Consider the following 14,759-nt stretch of genomic DNA (forward strand, 5'->3'; position numbering starts at 1 on the left):
CGATTGCGGAACCGATGGAGGCGTTCATTCTTTCCCTAAGGAAAAGGAGACCCGTTTTTCATGAGCTTAGCATCGCATCTTTCCCTGTCGTCGCTCCTGCTTGCTGCCGCTTCAATCGCCGCGCCAGCCGCGACCTTGGCGTCCGAGGCCGCTCCACCGGCGCACCAAGCGGCGCAGGAGCGCGGGATCGATGCGTTTTATGCGGAACGAGGCGGCCAGCCCTTCTGGTTCGGCCAGCGCGGTGCAGGGCGGCATGCAGGGGTACTGTTGGAGCGCCTCTCCAATGCCGCGAGCGAGGGACTTGATCCGGCAGACTATGATCCGCAGCAGCTGGCGGAGGCGATCCGCGACGCCGAGGCGCAACGCACCGATTGGCGCGCTGTGGAGCGGCGCCTGTCGCAGACGATGGTGCGGTATCTGAGCGATCTGCGCTACGGCCGGGTCGAGAACAAGATCGACTTCACCGAGCCCGGCATGGCTCCCGAGCCACCGGCCCCCGCGGACGTGCTGGCGTCGGCTGCATCGGCGAGCAGCTTCGAGCAATGGTTCGCGCAGCAGCATCGGCTGAACCCGGTCTATGACGGCCTGCGCGACGCGCTGGCGCAGGTGCGCAACGGCAACGGAGCAGACGCGCAGCCGCTGATCGGCGAGGGCGACTTACTCCGCCAGGGCGACCGGAGCCCGCGCGTCGAGAGGTTGCGCGAGCGGCTCGGCCTTCCCGTGCCGCAGAGCGGCGCCGATCGCTACGATTCGCAAGTCGCCGCTGCCGTCGAGTCGTTTCAGCGGGAGCATGGGCTGAGCGCGGATGGCGTGCTCGGGCCGAACACGCGCGCGATGCTCAACCAGCCGCCGGGAGAGCAGGAGCGCACGCTGATCGCCAACATGGAGCGTGCCCGCTGGCTGCCGGATGCGCTCGGCGACCGCTATGTGATGGTCAATATCCCGGGATACACGGTGCGCATGTATGAAGGCGATCGGGCGGTGCAGGAAATGGCCGTGGTCGTCGGCACCGAATATGATCGCACGCCGCTGATGGCGGATCGCATGGAATATCTCGAGATCAATCCCTACTGGAACATCCCCAATTCGATCACCAGCGAAGAGATCGCGCCAGCGGTTCGCGCGAACGGCGTCGGCTATCTGCGAAGCCGCAACATGGAAGTGGTCCGCAGCTTCACCCCGAGTGCCGATGCGCTCAGCCCGAGCGCAATGAATTGGGCGAGCGCCGCGGCGGGCGATCCCAATCTCCTCGTGCGCCAGCGGCCGGGGCCCGACAATGCGCTGGGCCGCATCAAGTTCATGTTCCCCAACCCGCATGCCATCTATCTGCATGATACGCCGGCGGACCAGCTGTTCGAGAATTCCAGCCGGTCGGAAAGCCATGGCTGTGTCCGGGTCGAGCGGCCGATCGATCTAGCGATGTGGGCGCTTACCCAGGACGGCTGGGATCGCGCGCGACTGCGCCAGGCGATCGATTCGGGCGACAATCAGCAGGTCCAGCTGCAACGGGAAATCCCGGTGTATCTGACCTATTTCACTGCATGGCCGCAGCCTGACGGGAGCATCAGCTATCGCCCGGACATCTATGACCGGGACTCTGCGCTGATCTCCGAGCTCGGCTGAGGCGGGGCGCCGGGGGTTGGCACTCCCGCACCCGTCTTCAGCGGTCGACCAGAGCGAGCGTCACCGGGGCGATGCCGCGCCGGATGAGGCCAAGCTCGGCGGCCGCGGCATAGGAGAGGTCAATCACGCGCCCCGGACGGAAGGGGCCGCGATCGTTGATCCGCACGGTCACGCTACGCCCTGTCGCAGGATCGGTGACGCGTACGATCGTTCCGAAGGGAAGCGTGCGGTGCGCTGCGGTCATTGCCCCGGGATCATAACGTTCTCCGCTCGCCGTCGGGCGTCCGGCATATTCGTCGCCATAATAGCTGGCGACGCCGTCGTTCAGGGCCGCAGGAGGCGCGGCGCCCATGCGCGGGCCGGGCACTGCCGAGCAGGCGGAGAGCGCCGCCGCGCCTGCGATCGCGAACAGCGCGCCTGCTGTCCGTGACGGTGAAGAATCACGTTGCCGCATTCCGCGGCGTTAGCACGACCCGGTTGCGGAAGCGTGAAGCATCAGCTCTGCGCGCTTTCGACGCCCGCTTCCTCGACGAGCCTGAGTTCGACGTGACCGACGCCGCGCCGGATCAGGCCGAGCTCCTCTGCGGCTGCACGGGAGAGATCGACCACACGGCCGGCAAGATGCGGGCCACGGTCGTTGATCCGCACTACGACACTTCGACCATTGGCGGGATCGGTGACGCGGACGCGGGCGCCGAAGGGCAGCGTGCGATGCGCCGCGGTCAGTTCGCGCGGGTCATAACGTTCGCCATTTGCGGTCCGCCCGCCGGCGAAGCGATCGGCGTAGTAGCTCGCCTGGCCGGCATCGACCGGCGGCGCCTCGCTGGTTGTCGCGACGGAGGACCCGGTTTCGTCGCGTGCCGCGGCAGGAGCGGCAAGCGCGATGCACGCGGTGAGCACCAGCAATCGCCCGAAACGAACCGTCGCCATGAAAGCCCCGTCTTCTGCCTCGGCGAGGCGGTGCCTCGTTATGCCGAGCGGCGCAATCCGCGGGCGTTTCGAGCTGCGCCCGGCGGTGGCGAAGCGGCGACGGATCGCTTGCGCCGTGTCGCAGACGTTTCGAGCGGCGCCGTCTGCGGCACGGCGAGCCGAGCGAGATCGCGAGATCGGGCGGAGTGCGGCTGCGCCCGACGCTGCCGAGTCGCGCGCCGATGCCGCGCCCGTTCTAGGCCGACGGGCGGCAGAGGTACTCGCTCAGACGTCCAGGTTGGCGACGCTCAGCGCATTCTCCTGGATGAACTCGCGCCGCGGCTCGACCACGTCGCCCATCAGCCGAGTGAAAATCTCGTCGGCGACATCGGCCTGGTCGACCGCCACTCGAAGCATCGAGCGGTTCTGCGGATCGAGCGTGGTCTCCCACAGCTGCTCGGCATTCATCTCGCCGAGACCCTTGTAGCGCTGGATTGCCAGCCCCTTGCGGCCCGCCGCCAGGATCGCGTCGAGCAACTCGCTGGGCCGCGCCACCAGCGTCTCGCCCTTGGAGGCAGTGACGGGCGCCTCTTCGTCGGGCGACTCGGTGTCGATCGTGCCTGCGGGCGCCTCATCGTTCTGCGCGACGTTCTTCGCCGGCACCAGCTTGGCGGTTCCCAGATAGCTCTCCGCCTGCTCCTGCGCGAGGCCGTGGAGCTTGCGCCCCTCTGCCGAAGCCAGGAACGCTGCCTCGATGATGTGATGATCGGTCACGCCGCGCCACGAGCGCTCGAAGTGCAGGGCGCCGTCTTCGGTGAGGCGCGCCGACCAGCGGGCATCCGCGTCGGTGCGGTCGAGATGGCTCGCGACCGAATCGAGCCGTGCCGCGCGCTGCTCGCGCGTCGCGGCCGGATCGAGCACGCCGCCGAGCGCGAGCACCTCGACGATCGCCGAGTCATAGCGTCGTGGAACATAGCGCATCAGCGTGCGCATCCGTCGGGCATGCTCGACCAGCGCGCGCAGGTCCTCGCCCGAGCGCGTGCCCTGGGGTGTTTCGAGCACCGTGGCGCCGACGCCGCCTTCGACCAGATACTGATCGAGCGCAGTATCGTCCTTCAGATAGACTTCGCTGCGGCCCTTGGTCGCTTTGTAGAGCGGCGGCTGGGCAATGTAGAGGTGCCCCGCCTCGATGATCTCGGGCATCTGGCGATAGAAGAAGGTCAGCAGCAGCGTGCGGATGTGCGCGCCGTCGACATCGGCGTCGGTCATGATGACGATCTTGTGGTAGCGCAGCTTTTCCAGCTTGAAGTCGTCGCGGCCGATGCCGGTGCCCATCGCCTGGATCAGCGTGCCAATCTCCTTCGAGCTCAGCATCCGGTCGAACCGCGCGCGCTCAACGTTCAGGATCTTGCCGCGCAACGGCAGAATCGCCTGGAAATGCCGATCACGCCCCTGCTTGGCCGATCCGCCAGCCGAATCGCCCTCGACGAGGAACAGCTCGGACTTGGCGGGATCACGCTCCTGGCAATCGGCGAGCTTGCCCGGCAGGCTGGCGATGTCCATCACGCCCTTGCGCCGCGTGAGCTCGCGCGCCTTCTTGGCGGCCTCGCGCGCGGCGGCGGCGTCAATCACCTTCTGGATGATCTGCCGCGCCTCGGCGGGATGCTCCTCGAGCCATTCGGACATTTTTTCCGACATCAGGCTTTCGAGCGGCTGGCGCACTTCGGACGAGACGAGCTTGTCCTTGGTCTGCGAACTGAACTTGGGATCGGGCAGCTTGACCGAGACGATCGCGGTCAGTCCTTCGCGCATGTCGTCGCCGGTGAGGCTCACCTTCTCCTTCTTGAGGAGGCCGGACTTGTCGGCATAGCCATTGAGCGTGCGAGTCAGCGCTGCGCGGAACGCCGCCAGATGCGTGCCGCCATCGCGCTGCGGGATGTTGTTGGTGAAGCAGAGGACGTTCTCGTAATAGCTGTCGTTCCACTCCAGCGCGACGTCGATCCCGATGTCGTCCTTCAGCCCGACGACCGCGATCGGCTCCGGAATCAGCGCGGACTTGTTGCGGTCGAGCCATTTCACGAACGCAGCGATGCCGCCTTCGTAGAACAGCTCGACTTCCTTGACGTCCTCGTGGCGCAGGTCGCGCACGACGATCCGGACGCCGGAGTTGAGGAAGGCGAGCTCGCGATAGCGATGCTCGAGCTTGTCGAAATCGAACTCGGTGATCTTGAAGGTGGCGGGCGAGGGCAGGAAGGTCACGCGCGTGCCCTTGCGGCCCTCGGCGGAGCCGGTCACCGCCAGCGGCGCTTCGGCATCGCCGTGGCGGAAGCGCATGAAATGCTCCTGCCCGTCGCGCCAGATCGTCAGATCGAGCCATTCGCTGAGTGCGTTCACCACGCTGACGCCCACGCCGTGCAAGCCGCCCGAGACCTTATAGGCATTGCCTTCGGACGTGTTCTCGAACTTTCCGCCCGCGTGCAGCTGAGTCATGATGACTTCCGCCGCCGAAACGCCCTCGCCCTTGTGGATGCCGGTGGGAATGCCGCGGCCGTTGTCTTCCACCGACACCGAGCCGTCGGCGTTCAGCTCGATCAGCACACGATCGCAATGGCCGGCCAGCGCCTCGTCGATCGCATTGTCGGAAACCTCGAACACCATGTGGTGGAGGCCGGAGCCGTCATCGGTATCGCCGATGTACATGCCGGGGCGCTTGCGCACGGCATCGAGGCCCTTGAGCACCTTGATGGATTCGGCGCCATATTCGTTCGGTTCGGGAGGAGTTGCCATGCCGAGGATATAGGGATTCGCGGCGCCGAGGGGAAGCGAAATGCCCCCGCCGCACCTGCCTCGGCCGAGACAAGGAAAGGGGAGTCGGCGAAGTATTCGCTAACATTAAGTTGCGCAAAACAAGAGGTTCATTCACCTGTAATTTTGCAGCCGCTACGCAACCGGGGCCATTTCGGCTGTGAAATGAAAGGGGACAGACGATGATGATCAGAACAACACTCGCAGCAATGCTGCTCGTCGGCACAGTGACGCCTGCGCTGGCGCAGAATGTCGGCGCCGACCCGAACTATGGCGAGCGTTCGCTGTCTTCCGGCTTCACGCCCGATCCTTTCACGGTGCGGATGACGTCGGGCGGATCGGTCTCCGCCAGCAATGCCGCTGGCGGCTGCTCGGGCTATATCACCGATGCTCCGGACCTGCGGCTCCGCTTCGACGCCGGGAGCCTGCCGCTGATCATCTCGACTCAGTCGCAGGACGACGTCACGCTGGTGGTCAACGCGCCCGACGGCCGATGGTATTGCGACGACGACAGCGGCGACGGTCTCAATGCGCTCGTCCGCTTCAATTCGCCGCGCTCGGGCCGCTACGAGATCTGGGTCGGCTCGTACGACGAGGATGTACGGTCCTCGACCACGCTGCAAATCTCGGAGCTCGAGAGCGACGGCAGGCGGCAGGATGCGCGGAGCGGCGACCGGCCCGATGTCGGCGCCGACCCGAACTATCGCGAAATCTCGCTGGAGAGCGGCTTCCTGCCGGACCCCTACACGCTTTCGCTTCGGGCGGGAGGCAGTCTCTCTGCGGACGTCATTTCCGGGTGCCGGGGGTACGTCACGCAGGCGCCCGACGTGCGGCTGCGGTACACGAACGACGACATGGGCGACATGCCGCTGATCGTTTCCGTCGATTCGTCCTCGGACACCACGCTGATGGTGAACGCACCCGACGGGAATTGGTATTGCGACGACGATGGTGGGGAAGGCAGCAACCCCAGCGTGCGGTTCGACAGTCCCTTGGAGGGGCGTTACGAGATCTGGGTCGGCACCTATAGCTCGGGTTCGACACAGCAGGCGACGCTCCACATCTCGGAACTCGAGAGTCAGTGACGCTTCGGCTCCGGATGGCGCGTGCCGTCCGGAGCCTCTCACCTGCCGCGATGCGGCCTGCGGCTCGCCCCCATCAGGGGCCGCTGGCGTTGCCGATCCTTGCGTCGCCGCTGCCGACATTCTGTTCCATCGCCGAGTCCTCGGGGCCGAACGCCACGCTCTCTTCCTCCGGGGCATCGGGCGTCAGGCTGACGATGCCATCGGCGATCAGCCGCGCCGTATCGCCCGAAGCAGGGCCGAATTCGCCCCAGACGAACACGCGCTCGCCGGCCTCGATCCTCTGATAGCCTTCCTCGTCGAGCGGGTCGTAGCTCATCCGCGAGGTATCGACCGTGAAGCGGGCGTTGTCGGTGCCCATCACGAAAGCCCGGCCGTCGATCTCGCGCACGCGGCCAGTGAAATTCACGTTCGTGGCCCCCGCGGCGGTTCCGAGCCTGCTGAGGCCGAAATCCTCCTCGTCGGCGCCCGCGGCGAAGAAAGTGGTGTTGAGATCTTCGACGAACACGCTGCGCGCTTCGATGCTGCGGCTGGTGAGGAAGCTGCCGTCGACCAGTCCGGTCACGATCACGCGGTCGCCGGGATTGATGAGAGTCGCTTCACCAAAACTGTCCCAGTCGTCGACTTCGACGGTGATTTCCCCGCTGCCGTAATCCAGCAGCAATTGCGAGGGAGTCGTCGAGATGACGGTTCCGTCGAGCGTCACGCGATCGCGCGGAAAGCTCGTCGCGAGCTCGGTCGCGTCGGGCCCGGTGGGCGTGGGCTCGGGCGCGACCACTTCGTCAAGGATCGGCTCGGGCTCGGTTTCGCCGCAGGCGCCCAGGGAAAGGGCGAACATCGCGGCGGCGGCAGGCAGAATTCTCGGCATCGATCTCCTCCTCGCGAACGAAACCGGGGAACGGCAGTGCCGTTCCCCGATCCATGTGTCAGTTCACGGTGTAGAGGCGGTCGACGACCTGGGGATCCTCGATCACGCGCGCCTGCGCGTCCTGGAGAAATTCCTCGCCCCGTGTGCTCAGCAACAGCGAGCTGCCTTCGCGGAACAGAAGAATGTCATCGAGCGGAACGCCGACGTTGTCGCGCTCCATATCCGTGGGCTGGTAGATCGGCCGACCCTCGAGGTCGATCATTGCATAATAGCGATTCGCATCTTCAGTGCGGACGATCCGGGAAATCTTGCCGACCTCTTCCCGATTCATGTTGTAGACCGAGCGGCCTTCAAAAACATCGGTATCGACCGGAGTGACGGTGAGATAATAGGTGACCGTCACATATTCGGGGCTCCAGTCCCAATATTCGTCGGCAGCCGTCCCCTGGGTGGCGGCGTTCCCCGTCGCATTTGACATGGCGACCACATAGGCGCCGGTTCCGACATTCGCGAACTCGGTCAGCGAAATGCTGCCGTTATTGTCTCGATCGAGCGTCTGAAAGCTCAGATCGATCACCGAATCGCGTTCGGCGTCCATGTCGCCGCGATAGTTGCGCACCCAGCGGGAATCGACGGTGTTCATCCGCAGAGCGCGGAATTCGGCGCGCGACAGCCGGTCATTGTTGTTCCGGTCGGCTACGTTGAACCAGACGGCCCGGTCTTCGATGCTGGCGCCCTGCGGGGCGTCTATGTTCTGGGCGGCGGCGGGTGCGGCGGCGAGCATGGTCGCGCTCGCGGCGGCAAGCAGATGCTTCTTCATGCGAGGCTCCTTTCGGTGTTGGTTGCAGTTGCGGGGCCGCGCTTGGGCGCGGCCGCTCCGTTCATCGAATCAATGGATGAGCCGCCGCGTCCGTTCCGATTTTTCCGGAGATTGCCGTCGCCGGCGCGGGAAGACCATCAGCCGCCGCCGGGTCCCTTGTGCTCGACGGTGGGCCCGCGTGGCTGCTGCTGCCCGCCGCGGGGGGATTGCGTCCAGTCGATGCGATACAGATCGAACCGCCGGTCGGTGAGGTTGCGCACCGTGCCCTCGGCCCGTGCCCAGGTGAGGTCGGCAAGGTTCACGTCGGCGATCGTCAGCGTTTCGATATTCTCGCTGGCCTCTGCCGCGATTCCGTCGCGTGCGAAGGGAAAGTCGCACGGTGTGAGGATGCAGCTCTGGGCGTATTGGATGTCCATGTTCTCGACGCCGGGCAGATTGCCGACATTGCCCGACATGACGACGAAACACTGATTCTCGATCGCCCGCGCCTGTGCGCAATAGCGCACGCGCATATAGCCCTGGCGATTGTCGGTGCAGAAGGGGACGAAGATGATCCGCGCGCCCTCGTCGACCAGTCGGCGGGCGAGTTCGGGGAACTCGCTGTCGTAGCAGATGAGCACGCCGATCGGACCGATGTCGGTCTGAATCACTTCGACTGCGTCGCCGCCCTTGATCTTCCACCAATAGGCTTCGTTGGGTGTCGGGTGGATCTTCTCCTGCGCATGGATCGATCCGTCGCGCAGGCAGACATAGGCGACGTTCTGGATGTCGCCGTCGTCGGTGCGGGTGGGATGCGATCCGCCGACGATGTTGATGTTGTAGCTCAGCGCCAGCCGGCTGAGCGCCGCGACCAGCGGCTTGCGATGATCGGTCAGCTTGTCGATCGCCTCCATCGGCGTCAGCCCCTTGCGCTCGAACGAGAGCAGGCTGAGCGAGAACAGCTCGGGAAAGACGATGAAGTCGCACTGATAGCTCGATGCGACATCGACGAAATACTCGACGTTGCGGACGAACTCGTCGAAATCCTCCACCGGCCGGGCCTGAAGCTGGCACGTCGCCAGGCGCACGCTTTCGATGTCGCGCGGCACCCGATGCTGCGGCGGCTCGTCCGGATCGACATAGGGATTGCGCCACACCATGTGCGCGGCATGGGTGCCCGATGCCTTGTCCTCGGGCAGATAATCGTGAAGCACCCCGATCGGCGTGAAGCCGTTGGCGAGCTGGAAGCCGATCACCGGATCGCGCAGCTTCCCGTCGACCACCTGCTGCAGATAATCGTCCGGGCTCTCGACCTTGCGGATCGAGCGCCGATAGTTCGGCATGCGCCCGCCGAAGACGATTCCCTTCAGCTCCAGCCGCTCGACCAGCGCGCGGCGCGCCTCGTACAGCCGCTTGCCGATGCGCAGGCCGCGCTGGCGCGAATCGACTGCCATCTCATAGCCGTAGAGCCAGTCGCCGGTCGGATCGTGCCGGCTGCCGAAGCCGTTGCCGGTGATCGATTCCCAGTCGTGCGGCGCCAGCGCCACTTCCTCGTCGATCCGGCTCGCGGCGCAATAGCCGACGACGCGGCCGTTATAGAGCGCGACGAACTGGCCCTCGGGAAAGTTGTTGATTTGCCCCCGGACCATACCGGGCGTGTAGTTCTCGATTCCCGTATAGACCCGGCCGATCAGCGACAGGATCCCGGGGATGTCTTCAGTCGTGGCGCTGCGGACTTCCAGTTTGGCGGGCGTTCTGCGGCTCATCATTGCTCCCGGTGTGGTGTGCCCCATGAACGCGCTCTGCCGGAACCGGTTCAGCCGCGAAACCATCTTGTGGCTGCTCCAGGGGTACCGCGCAGCTCCTGATCCGGCTTGGCAACACCGAATGGCGCAACGCGTCCGCTGCCGGGGCGATACTCGCGCCGCTGCGGGATGCAATCGCGCGCCAGTGCCTGGCGCCGGGCGACCACGCCGCGCTGATGGGTGAGCTGACGCTCGCCGCCTGAGGGGCAGACGCGCGACCGGACCCGAGGAAACCGGCCGCGTGCCTCATTTTGCCCGGATCACTCCGTCGGCGACTTCGAACCGGGTCACGCGATCGGGCACCGCATCGAACAGTGCCGCTTCGGTACCGGTCATCCACACCTGGCCGCGGCCGGCCAGTCGCTCGAACAGAGCGGTGCGGCGTAGCGGATCGAGATGCGCCGCCACTTCGTCGAGCAGCAGGGTCGGGGCGCGGCCGGTGCGGTCGGCCACCAGCTCGGCATGGGCGAGCACGAGCCCCAGCAGCAGCGCCTTTTGTTCGCCGGTCGAGCACAGTTGCGCCGGCTGCGCCTTGGCGCAGTGGGTGACCAGCAGGTCCGCACGGTGGGGTCCGGCAAGCGTCCGGCCGGCCGCGGCATCGCGCTGGCGCCCTTCGGCGAGCGTCCGCGCGAGCGACGCGGCATCGCCTTCCCAGCCGTCGAGTTCCAGTGCCGCCCGCGCGAACGGGCCTTCCGGCGCGGCGGCAAGCCGATCGCCCAATGCGGCGACCGTGTCGCGTCGCGCCTGATCCACCGCCGTGCCATGCTCGGCCATGCGCGCCTCGAGCGCGCTGAGCCAGCTCCGGTCGGGTGCCGCGTCCTCTGCGAGGATGCGATTGCGCTCGCGCATGGCGGCTTCGTAGCGCGACGTCTGGCGCGCATGGCCGGGCACCAGCGCCAGAGTGAGCCGGTCGAGGAACCGCCGCCGCTCGCCCGCGGCCTCGACGAACAGCCGGTCCATCGCGGGCGTGAGCCAAAGCACTGTCAGTCGCTCGGCGAGCGCGGTGGCGGGTGCGAAGGCGCCGTTGATCCGGACGACTCTGCGCTCGGGTGCGGACGGCTGGGTTCCGGTGCCGATCTCCACGTCGCCGTCGACCACCGCCGCCACGCCGAAACCGCCGCTGCCGCCCTGCCGCGCCATCTCGCTCAGCGCCGCCCGGCGGAGCCCCCGGCCGGGCGCGAGCAGCGACAGCGCCTCCAGCACATTGGTCTTGCCGGCACCATTGTCTCCGGTCAGCAGGACGAAACCGGGCCCGGGCACGAGCACGGCATCGGCGTGATTGCGGAAATCGCTGAGCACCAGGCGAGTGAGGGCCATGGCTTCCCCTAGGACACGGACTTGCCCGGGTACAACGGCTGCGCGCCGGCGCCTGCCGATCCGCGGCGCCCGCCAACCGGCGCGTGGCGCTTCGAAGGCGCCGCGGCCGCCGATCAGAGTGCGGAGATGCCGGCTTCCGCCAAACGTGCCTGGGCCGCCCGATAGCGGACGGGCTCCGCAATGTTCAGCCGCTGCCGCGCCGCTTCGAGCGGCTCGTGCAGCAGCGCCTCATAATCCTCGCCGTGCAGCCATGCCGCGCGCCTGCCGTGGCGATAGCCCTCGCGGATCGCTCGGACGACTGCGGTGTCGCCGGTGACGCGAAGGCTCTTGAGTCCGCCGCCGGCGGCGATAAACGCCCAGCCGAGCCCGCCTGTCTGGGCATGGCTGAAGGCGACCAGGCACAGCTCGCCGAGATGTTCGTCGGCCTTGTAGCCGGTCAGCACGTGCCAGATGTCGTGAATGTCGCGCTCGCGGCGGCCCATCCAGGCATAGGGATGCTCGATATCGCCGTCCTGAAACGCGCCCTCGGCGCGGCTGACTTCGGCAAGTCCCTGCGCGGTATAGCCGGTCGCGTCCAGAAAGGCGCGATAGGCGGCGCCGACGCTTCCCGCAGGCAGCGAGTCGATGAAGCTGCGATCCGACAGGCGTTCGGCCAGTTCCAACCGGCGATAGGCGAGGCGCCCGCCGTGCGGCAGCGTCAGCAGCTTGCAATAGTTCTTCTGAGTGACGTCGCCGTTCAGCGCGCGCATGATGCGGAACACCTGTGTCGTGTCGTCGCCATTCGCGAGCAGGCGGCGCAGTGCTCCCAGCGCAGTGCCCCACTCACGCTTCATCGGGATGCCGGGATTGATCGGCTGAGTCGCCATGCTTCGCCTCGCTGTATTGACAATGATGTTAATAGGCGACTTCGGCGAAAGCTTCAATAACGCAGGCGGTTTACTGGACAGGCCTCGCCGCTCGGACTAGCGGCCGCATTCACGACAGGAGCCTTCCAAAACATGGGTTCATCGCTTTTCTGGAGGGCTGCCTTCGCTGCCGCGTTTTGCTTTGCGGTGATCATGGCGAGCCTTCCCCATCCTCCCGCGCTGCCTGGTGAACCGCAGGACAAGCTCCAGCACATCGCGGTATTTGCGGTGTTGACGTTGCTCGCCACGCTGGGCTGGCCGCGGCAACGCGCGTGGCGGATCGCGCTCGCCCTGTCGCTGGTCGGTGCCGCGATCGAGCTCATCCAGATGATCCCGGCGCTGCATCGCGACGCCGAGTTCGCCGACTGGGTGGCCGACACCGCCGCGATCCTCGTCACGCTGCTGCTGATGCAAGGATGGCGGCGCATAAGCGCCGGTGTCCAGAGCTCTTGACAAAGACCGCGAATCAGTCAAGAACTCTTGTCATTAAGACCAGAGCTCTTGACGCGGTCGTTGAGATACGGAGCGCCCAGCCGTGAAGAACCGTTTGCGGATCCTGCGTGCCGAACGCGGGATGAGCCAGGGCGTCCTGGCGCAGCGGCTTGGCGTGTCCCGCCAGACGATCAACGCGGTCGAGACCGACAAATATGACCCCAGCCTGCCGCTCGCTCTGCGGATGGCGAAACTGTTCGGAGTGCCTGTCGATGCGATCTTCCTTGATGACTGGGAGCCACCCCATGACGCCTGACGCCTCCTCCCGGGCCGGCCGCCGCCTGCTCAAGAATTTCGCTCTCGGGCTGCCTGCGGGGGCGTTGATCGGATTTCTGCTGGCCCGGTTCGACCTGATCGAGTGGATCGAGAGCTGGAGGGCCGAGAATGTGGCGGCGCTGGTGCTCGCCGCAATGCTGGCGTTCACTGCGCTGGTCATCGCCTGGGCGACAACCTGCGAGAAGCGGATGCGACGGCTCGCCGGACCTCGCGATCCGGCCGAGCCGCTCGACGCTGGTGTGATCTCGTCCGCGCGCAGCCAGGCCGGGCTGCTTCTGGTGGCCGCGGCGACGCTGGTGATACCGCCCGTCGCGGAGGAACTGGGTTGGGCGATCAGTCTGCGGCAGGCAGCGATGGTGGCGATCGTCCTGCTTACGCTGTTCTGCGCCTGGCAGAGCTGGCGAGTCTACCGGCTCGGGGATGAGCTCATGCGGGCGGCGATCGTCAGTTCCGCCGCCGTGGCCTATTTCGCCGGATCGACGTTTGTCTTTGTCTGGGCATGCGCGGTGAAGCTGGGACTGCTGCCGGAAATCGGCAGCTGGACGATCGTGCTGGTGCTCACCTGCGTGTCGCTGGTCTGCTCGACGGTCGTGCAGCTTCGCCGAGGATTGGTGCCCGACTGACTCTGGAAGGGGAGCGCCCGGCGAGCGCTTGCCGGGCGCTCCCCCTCAAACCCGCATCGGCATCAGCACGTACAGCGCGGGCGACTTGTCGTTCTCGCGGATCAGAGTGGGCGCCGAGGCGTCGGCGAGATGGACCTCTACCGTATCCCCTTCGATCTGGCCGAGAATGTCCATCAGATAGCGGCTGTTGAAGCCGATCTCGAACGGCGATGCGGCATAGTCGCCGGGGACTTCCTCGGCGGCGGCGCCATTTTCCGGGCTGGTGACCGAAAGCACGACCTTGTCGCGCTCAAGCGCCATCTTCACGGCGCGGGTTTTCTCGGTGGCGATCGTCGAGACGCGATCGACGCCTGCCATCAGCGCCTTGGGATCGAGCTTGAGCAGCTTGTCGTTCCCCGTCGGGATGACGCGGCTGTAATCGGGGAAGGTGCCGTCGATCAGCTTGGACGTGAGGATCGCCTGCCCGAGATCGAACCGGATCTTCGATCCCGAAAGCGAGACGCCCACCGACCCGTCGACATCCTCGAGCAGCTTGCGCAGTTCGGCCACGCATTTGCGCGGCACGATCACGTCGGGCATCGCTTCGGCGCCGTCGGGGCGGGCGACGGTGACGCGCGCCAGCCGGTGCCCGTCGGTCGCGGCCGCGCGCAGCAGCGGAGTCGCGTCGTCGGAGACGTGGAAGAAGATGCCGTTCAGATAGTAGCGGGTCTCTTCGGTCGAGATGGCGAAGCGCGTCTTGTCGATGATCTGCTTCAGGATCTCGGCCGATAGTTCGAAGGTCGTCGGCAGTTCGCCCTCGGCGATCACCGGAAAATCGTCGCGCGGCAGTGTCGCCAGGCTGAACTTGGCGCGGCCGGCAGTCACGTGGATGCGCCCTTCGGCGGCGGAGAGCTCGACCTGCGCGCCCTCCGGCAGCTTGCGGACGATATCGAACAGCGTGTGCGCCGAGACGGTGATCGCGCCGGGCTGATCGACCGCGGCAGGAATGGTTTCGTCGATCTGCAAATCGAGGTCGGTCGCCATCAGCCGCATCGCGCCCGAGGCCTGCGCCTCGATCAGCACGTTGGACAAAATGGGTATCGTGTTGCGCCGCTCGACCACCGACTGGACGTGGGAGAGCCCCCTCAAGAGCGTTGCACGTTCGATCGTCGCCTTCATTTCACAACCCCCGGGCCGCCGCCCTCAAACCCCCACCAAGCACCTTCGTTCGCGGCCGGTGGCAATGCGCCGTTCAGCATCTCTAGCGCGAAAAAGG

At 66.2% G+C, this 14,759-nt stretch carries 14 protein-coding genes; 5 read left to right on the top strand and 9 right to left on the bottom strand.

Annotated features, from left to right (window positions below; translation table 11 throughout):
• Positions 1 to 60: 60 nt before the first annotated feature.
• Positions 61 to 1,623 carry a murein L,D-transpeptidase gene (locus H7V21_RS12145; RefSeq protein WP_188054003.1) on the top strand — a complete coding sequence of 521 codons (1,563 nt, stop codon included), beginning with the start codon at positions 61 to 63 and terminating at the stop codon, positions 1,621 to 1,623.
• Between the two features lie 37 nt (positions 1,624 to 1,660).
• Here the strand turns inward: H7V21_RS12145 and H7V21_RS12150 are convergent, their stop codons facing one another.
• The 3 genes from H7V21_RS12150 to gyrB all read right to left on the bottom strand — a co-directional run bounded on the left by H7V21_RS12150 (position 1,661) and on the right by gyrB (position 5,319).
• A complete protein-coding gene (locus H7V21_RS12150) occupies positions 1,661 to 2,077 on the bottom strand; it encodes a septal ring lytic transglycosylase RlpA family protein (protein WP_188054004.1) in 417 nt (138 codons plus the stop codon).
• A 41-nt stretch (positions 2,078 to 2,118) separates the two neighbouring features.
• On the bottom strand, positions 2,119 to 2,553 hold the full coding sequence (locus H7V21_RS12155) for a septal ring lytic transglycosylase RlpA family protein (protein WP_188054005.1): 435 nt from the start codon (positions 2,551 to 2,553) through the stop codon (positions 2,119 to 2,121).
• 264 nt (positions 2,554 to 2,817) lie between these two features.
• Entirely contained in the window at positions 2,818 to 5,319 is a 2,502-nt protein-coding gene (gene gyrB / locus H7V21_RS12160; RefSeq protein WP_188054006.1) for a DNA topoisomerase (ATP-hydrolyzing) subunit B, read from the bottom strand.
• A gap of 200 nt (positions 5,320 to 5,519) precedes the next feature.
• Between gyrB and H7V21_RS12165 the strand changes: the two genes are divergently transcribed.
• On the top strand, positions 5,520 to 6,422 hold the full coding sequence (locus H7V21_RS12165; protein ID WP_188054007.1) for a hypothetical protein: 903 nt from the start codon (positions 5,520 to 5,522) through the stop codon (positions 6,420 to 6,422).
• Between the two features lie 73 nt (positions 6,423 to 6,495).
• On the opposite strand, the gene H7V21_RS12170 is transcribed toward H7V21_RS12165, so the two are convergent.
• The 5 genes from H7V21_RS12170 to H7V21_RS12190 form a co-directional block, all read right to left on the bottom strand.
• On the bottom strand, positions 6,496 to 7,287 hold the full coding sequence (locus H7V21_RS12170) for a hypothetical protein (RefSeq protein ID WP_188054008.1): 792 nt from the start codon (positions 7,285 to 7,287) through the stop codon (positions 6,496 to 6,498).
• Between the two features lie 58 nt (positions 7,288 to 7,345).
• Positions 7,346 to 8,107: an EF-hand domain-containing protein gene (locus H7V21_RS12175; RefSeq protein ID WP_188054009.1), complete on the bottom strand. Its 762-nt coding sequence runs from the start codon at positions 8,105 to 8,107 to the stop codon at positions 7,346 to 7,348.
• 137 nt (positions 8,108 to 8,244) lie between these two features.
• Entirely contained in the window at positions 8,245 to 9,852 is a 1,608-nt protein-coding gene (locus H7V21_RS12180; protein WP_188056530.1) for a bifunctional GNAT family N-acetyltransferase/carbon-nitrogen hydrolase family protein, read from the bottom strand.
• A 285-nt stretch (positions 9,853 to 10,137) separates the two neighbouring features.
• Entirely contained in the window at positions 10,138 to 11,208 is a 1,071-nt protein-coding gene (gene recF, locus H7V21_RS12185) for a DNA replication/repair protein RecF (protein WP_188054010.1), read from the bottom strand.
• 113 nt (positions 11,209 to 11,321) lie between these two features.
• Positions 11,322 to 12,074, bottom strand: coding sequence for a Coq4 family protein (locus H7V21_RS12190; protein ID WP_188054011.1), 753 nt, complete (start codon positions 12,072 to 12,074; stop codon positions 11,322 to 11,324).
• A gap of 132 nt (positions 12,075 to 12,206) precedes the next feature.
• Between H7V21_RS12190 and H7V21_RS12195 the strand changes: the two genes are divergently transcribed.
• The 3 genes from H7V21_RS12195 to H7V21_RS12205 all read left to right on the top strand — a co-directional run bounded on the left by H7V21_RS12195 (position 12,207) and on the right by H7V21_RS12205 (position 13,504).
• Complete coding sequence (locus H7V21_RS12195) at positions 12,207 to 12,566, top strand: hypothetical protein (protein ID WP_188054012.1); 360 nt, start codon at positions 12,207 to 12,209, stop codon at positions 12,564 to 12,566.
• Between the two features lie 82 nt (positions 12,567 to 12,648).
• A complete protein-coding gene (locus H7V21_RS12200; protein ID WP_188054013.1) occupies positions 12,649 to 12,861 on the top strand; it encodes a helix-turn-helix transcriptional regulator in 213 nt (70 codons plus the stop codon).
• Positions 12,851 to 13,504, top strand: a complete 654-nt coding sequence (locus H7V21_RS12205) for a hypothetical protein (RefSeq protein ID WP_188054014.1) — start codon at positions 12,851 to 12,853, stop codon at positions 13,502 to 13,504. The genes H7V21_RS12200 and H7V21_RS12205 overlap by 11 nt, the downstream gene beginning before the upstream one ends.
• A 45-nt stretch (positions 13,505 to 13,549) precedes the next feature.
• Here the strand turns inward: H7V21_RS12205 and dnaN are convergent, their stop codons facing one another.
• A complete protein-coding gene (dnaN, locus tag H7V21_RS12210) occupies positions 13,550 to 14,662 on the bottom strand; it encodes a DNA polymerase III subunit beta (protein ID WP_188054015.1) in 1,113 nt (370 codons plus the stop codon).
• Positions 14,663 to 14,759 lie beyond the last annotated feature (97 nt).

Origin of the sequence: Sphingosinithalassobacter sp. CS137 (genome assembly GCF_014334115.1) — a bacterium.
GTDB lineage: Bacteria > Pseudomonadota > Alphaproteobacteria > Sphingomonadales > Sphingomonadaceae > Sphingomonas.

Excerpts from the sequence above, each read along its gene's own strand:
- H7V21_RS12145 (WP_188054003.1), top strand. The coding sequence starts at position 61 with ATGAGCTTAGCATCGCATCTTTCCCTGTCGTCGCTCCTGCTTGCTGCC.
- H7V21_RS12150 (WP_188054004.1), bottom strand. The coding sequence starts at position 2,077 with ATGCGGCAACGTGATTCTTCACCGTCACGGACAGCAGGCGCGCTGTTC.
- H7V21_RS12155 (WP_188054005.1), bottom strand. The coding sequence starts at position 2,553 with ATGGCGACGGTTCGTTTCGGGCGATTGCTGGTGCTCACCGCGTGCATC.
- gyrB (WP_188054006.1), bottom strand. The coding sequence starts at position 5,319 with ATGGCAACTCCTCCCGAACCGAACGAATATGGCGCCGAATCCATCAAG.
- H7V21_RS12165 (WP_188054007.1), top strand. The coding sequence starts at position 5,520 with ATGATGATCAGAACAACACTCGCAGCAATGCTGCTCGTCGGCACAGTG.
- H7V21_RS12170 (WP_188054008.1), bottom strand. The coding sequence starts at position 7,287 with ATGCCGAGAATTCTGCCTGCCGCCGCCGCGATGTTCGCCCTTTCCCTG.
- H7V21_RS12175 (WP_188054009.1), bottom strand. The coding sequence starts at position 8,107 with ATGAAGAAGCATCTGCTTGCCGCCGCGAGCGCGACCATGCTCGCCGCC.
- H7V21_RS12180 (WP_188056530.1), bottom strand. The coding sequence starts at position 9,852 with ATGAGCCGCAGAACGCCCGCCAAACTGGAAGTCCGCAGCGCCACGACT.
- recF (WP_188054010.1), bottom strand. The coding sequence starts at position 11,208 with ATGGCCCTCACTCGCCTGGTGCTCAGCGATTTCCGCAATCACGCCGAT.
- H7V21_RS12190 (WP_188054011.1), bottom strand. The coding sequence starts at position 12,074 with ATGGCGACTCAGCCGATCAATCCCGGCATCCCGATGAAGCGTGAGTGG.
- H7V21_RS12195 (WP_188054012.1), top strand. The coding sequence starts at position 12,207 with ATGGGTTCATCGCTTTTCTGGAGGGCTGCCTTCGCTGCCGCGTTTTGC.
- H7V21_RS12205 (WP_188054014.1), top strand. The coding sequence starts at position 12,851 with ATGACGCCTGACGCCTCCTCCCGGGCCGGCCGCCGCCTGCTCAAGAAT.
- dnaN (WP_188054015.1), bottom strand. The coding sequence starts at position 14,662 with ATGAAGGCGACGATCGAACGTGCAACGCTCTTGAGGGGGCTCTCCCAC.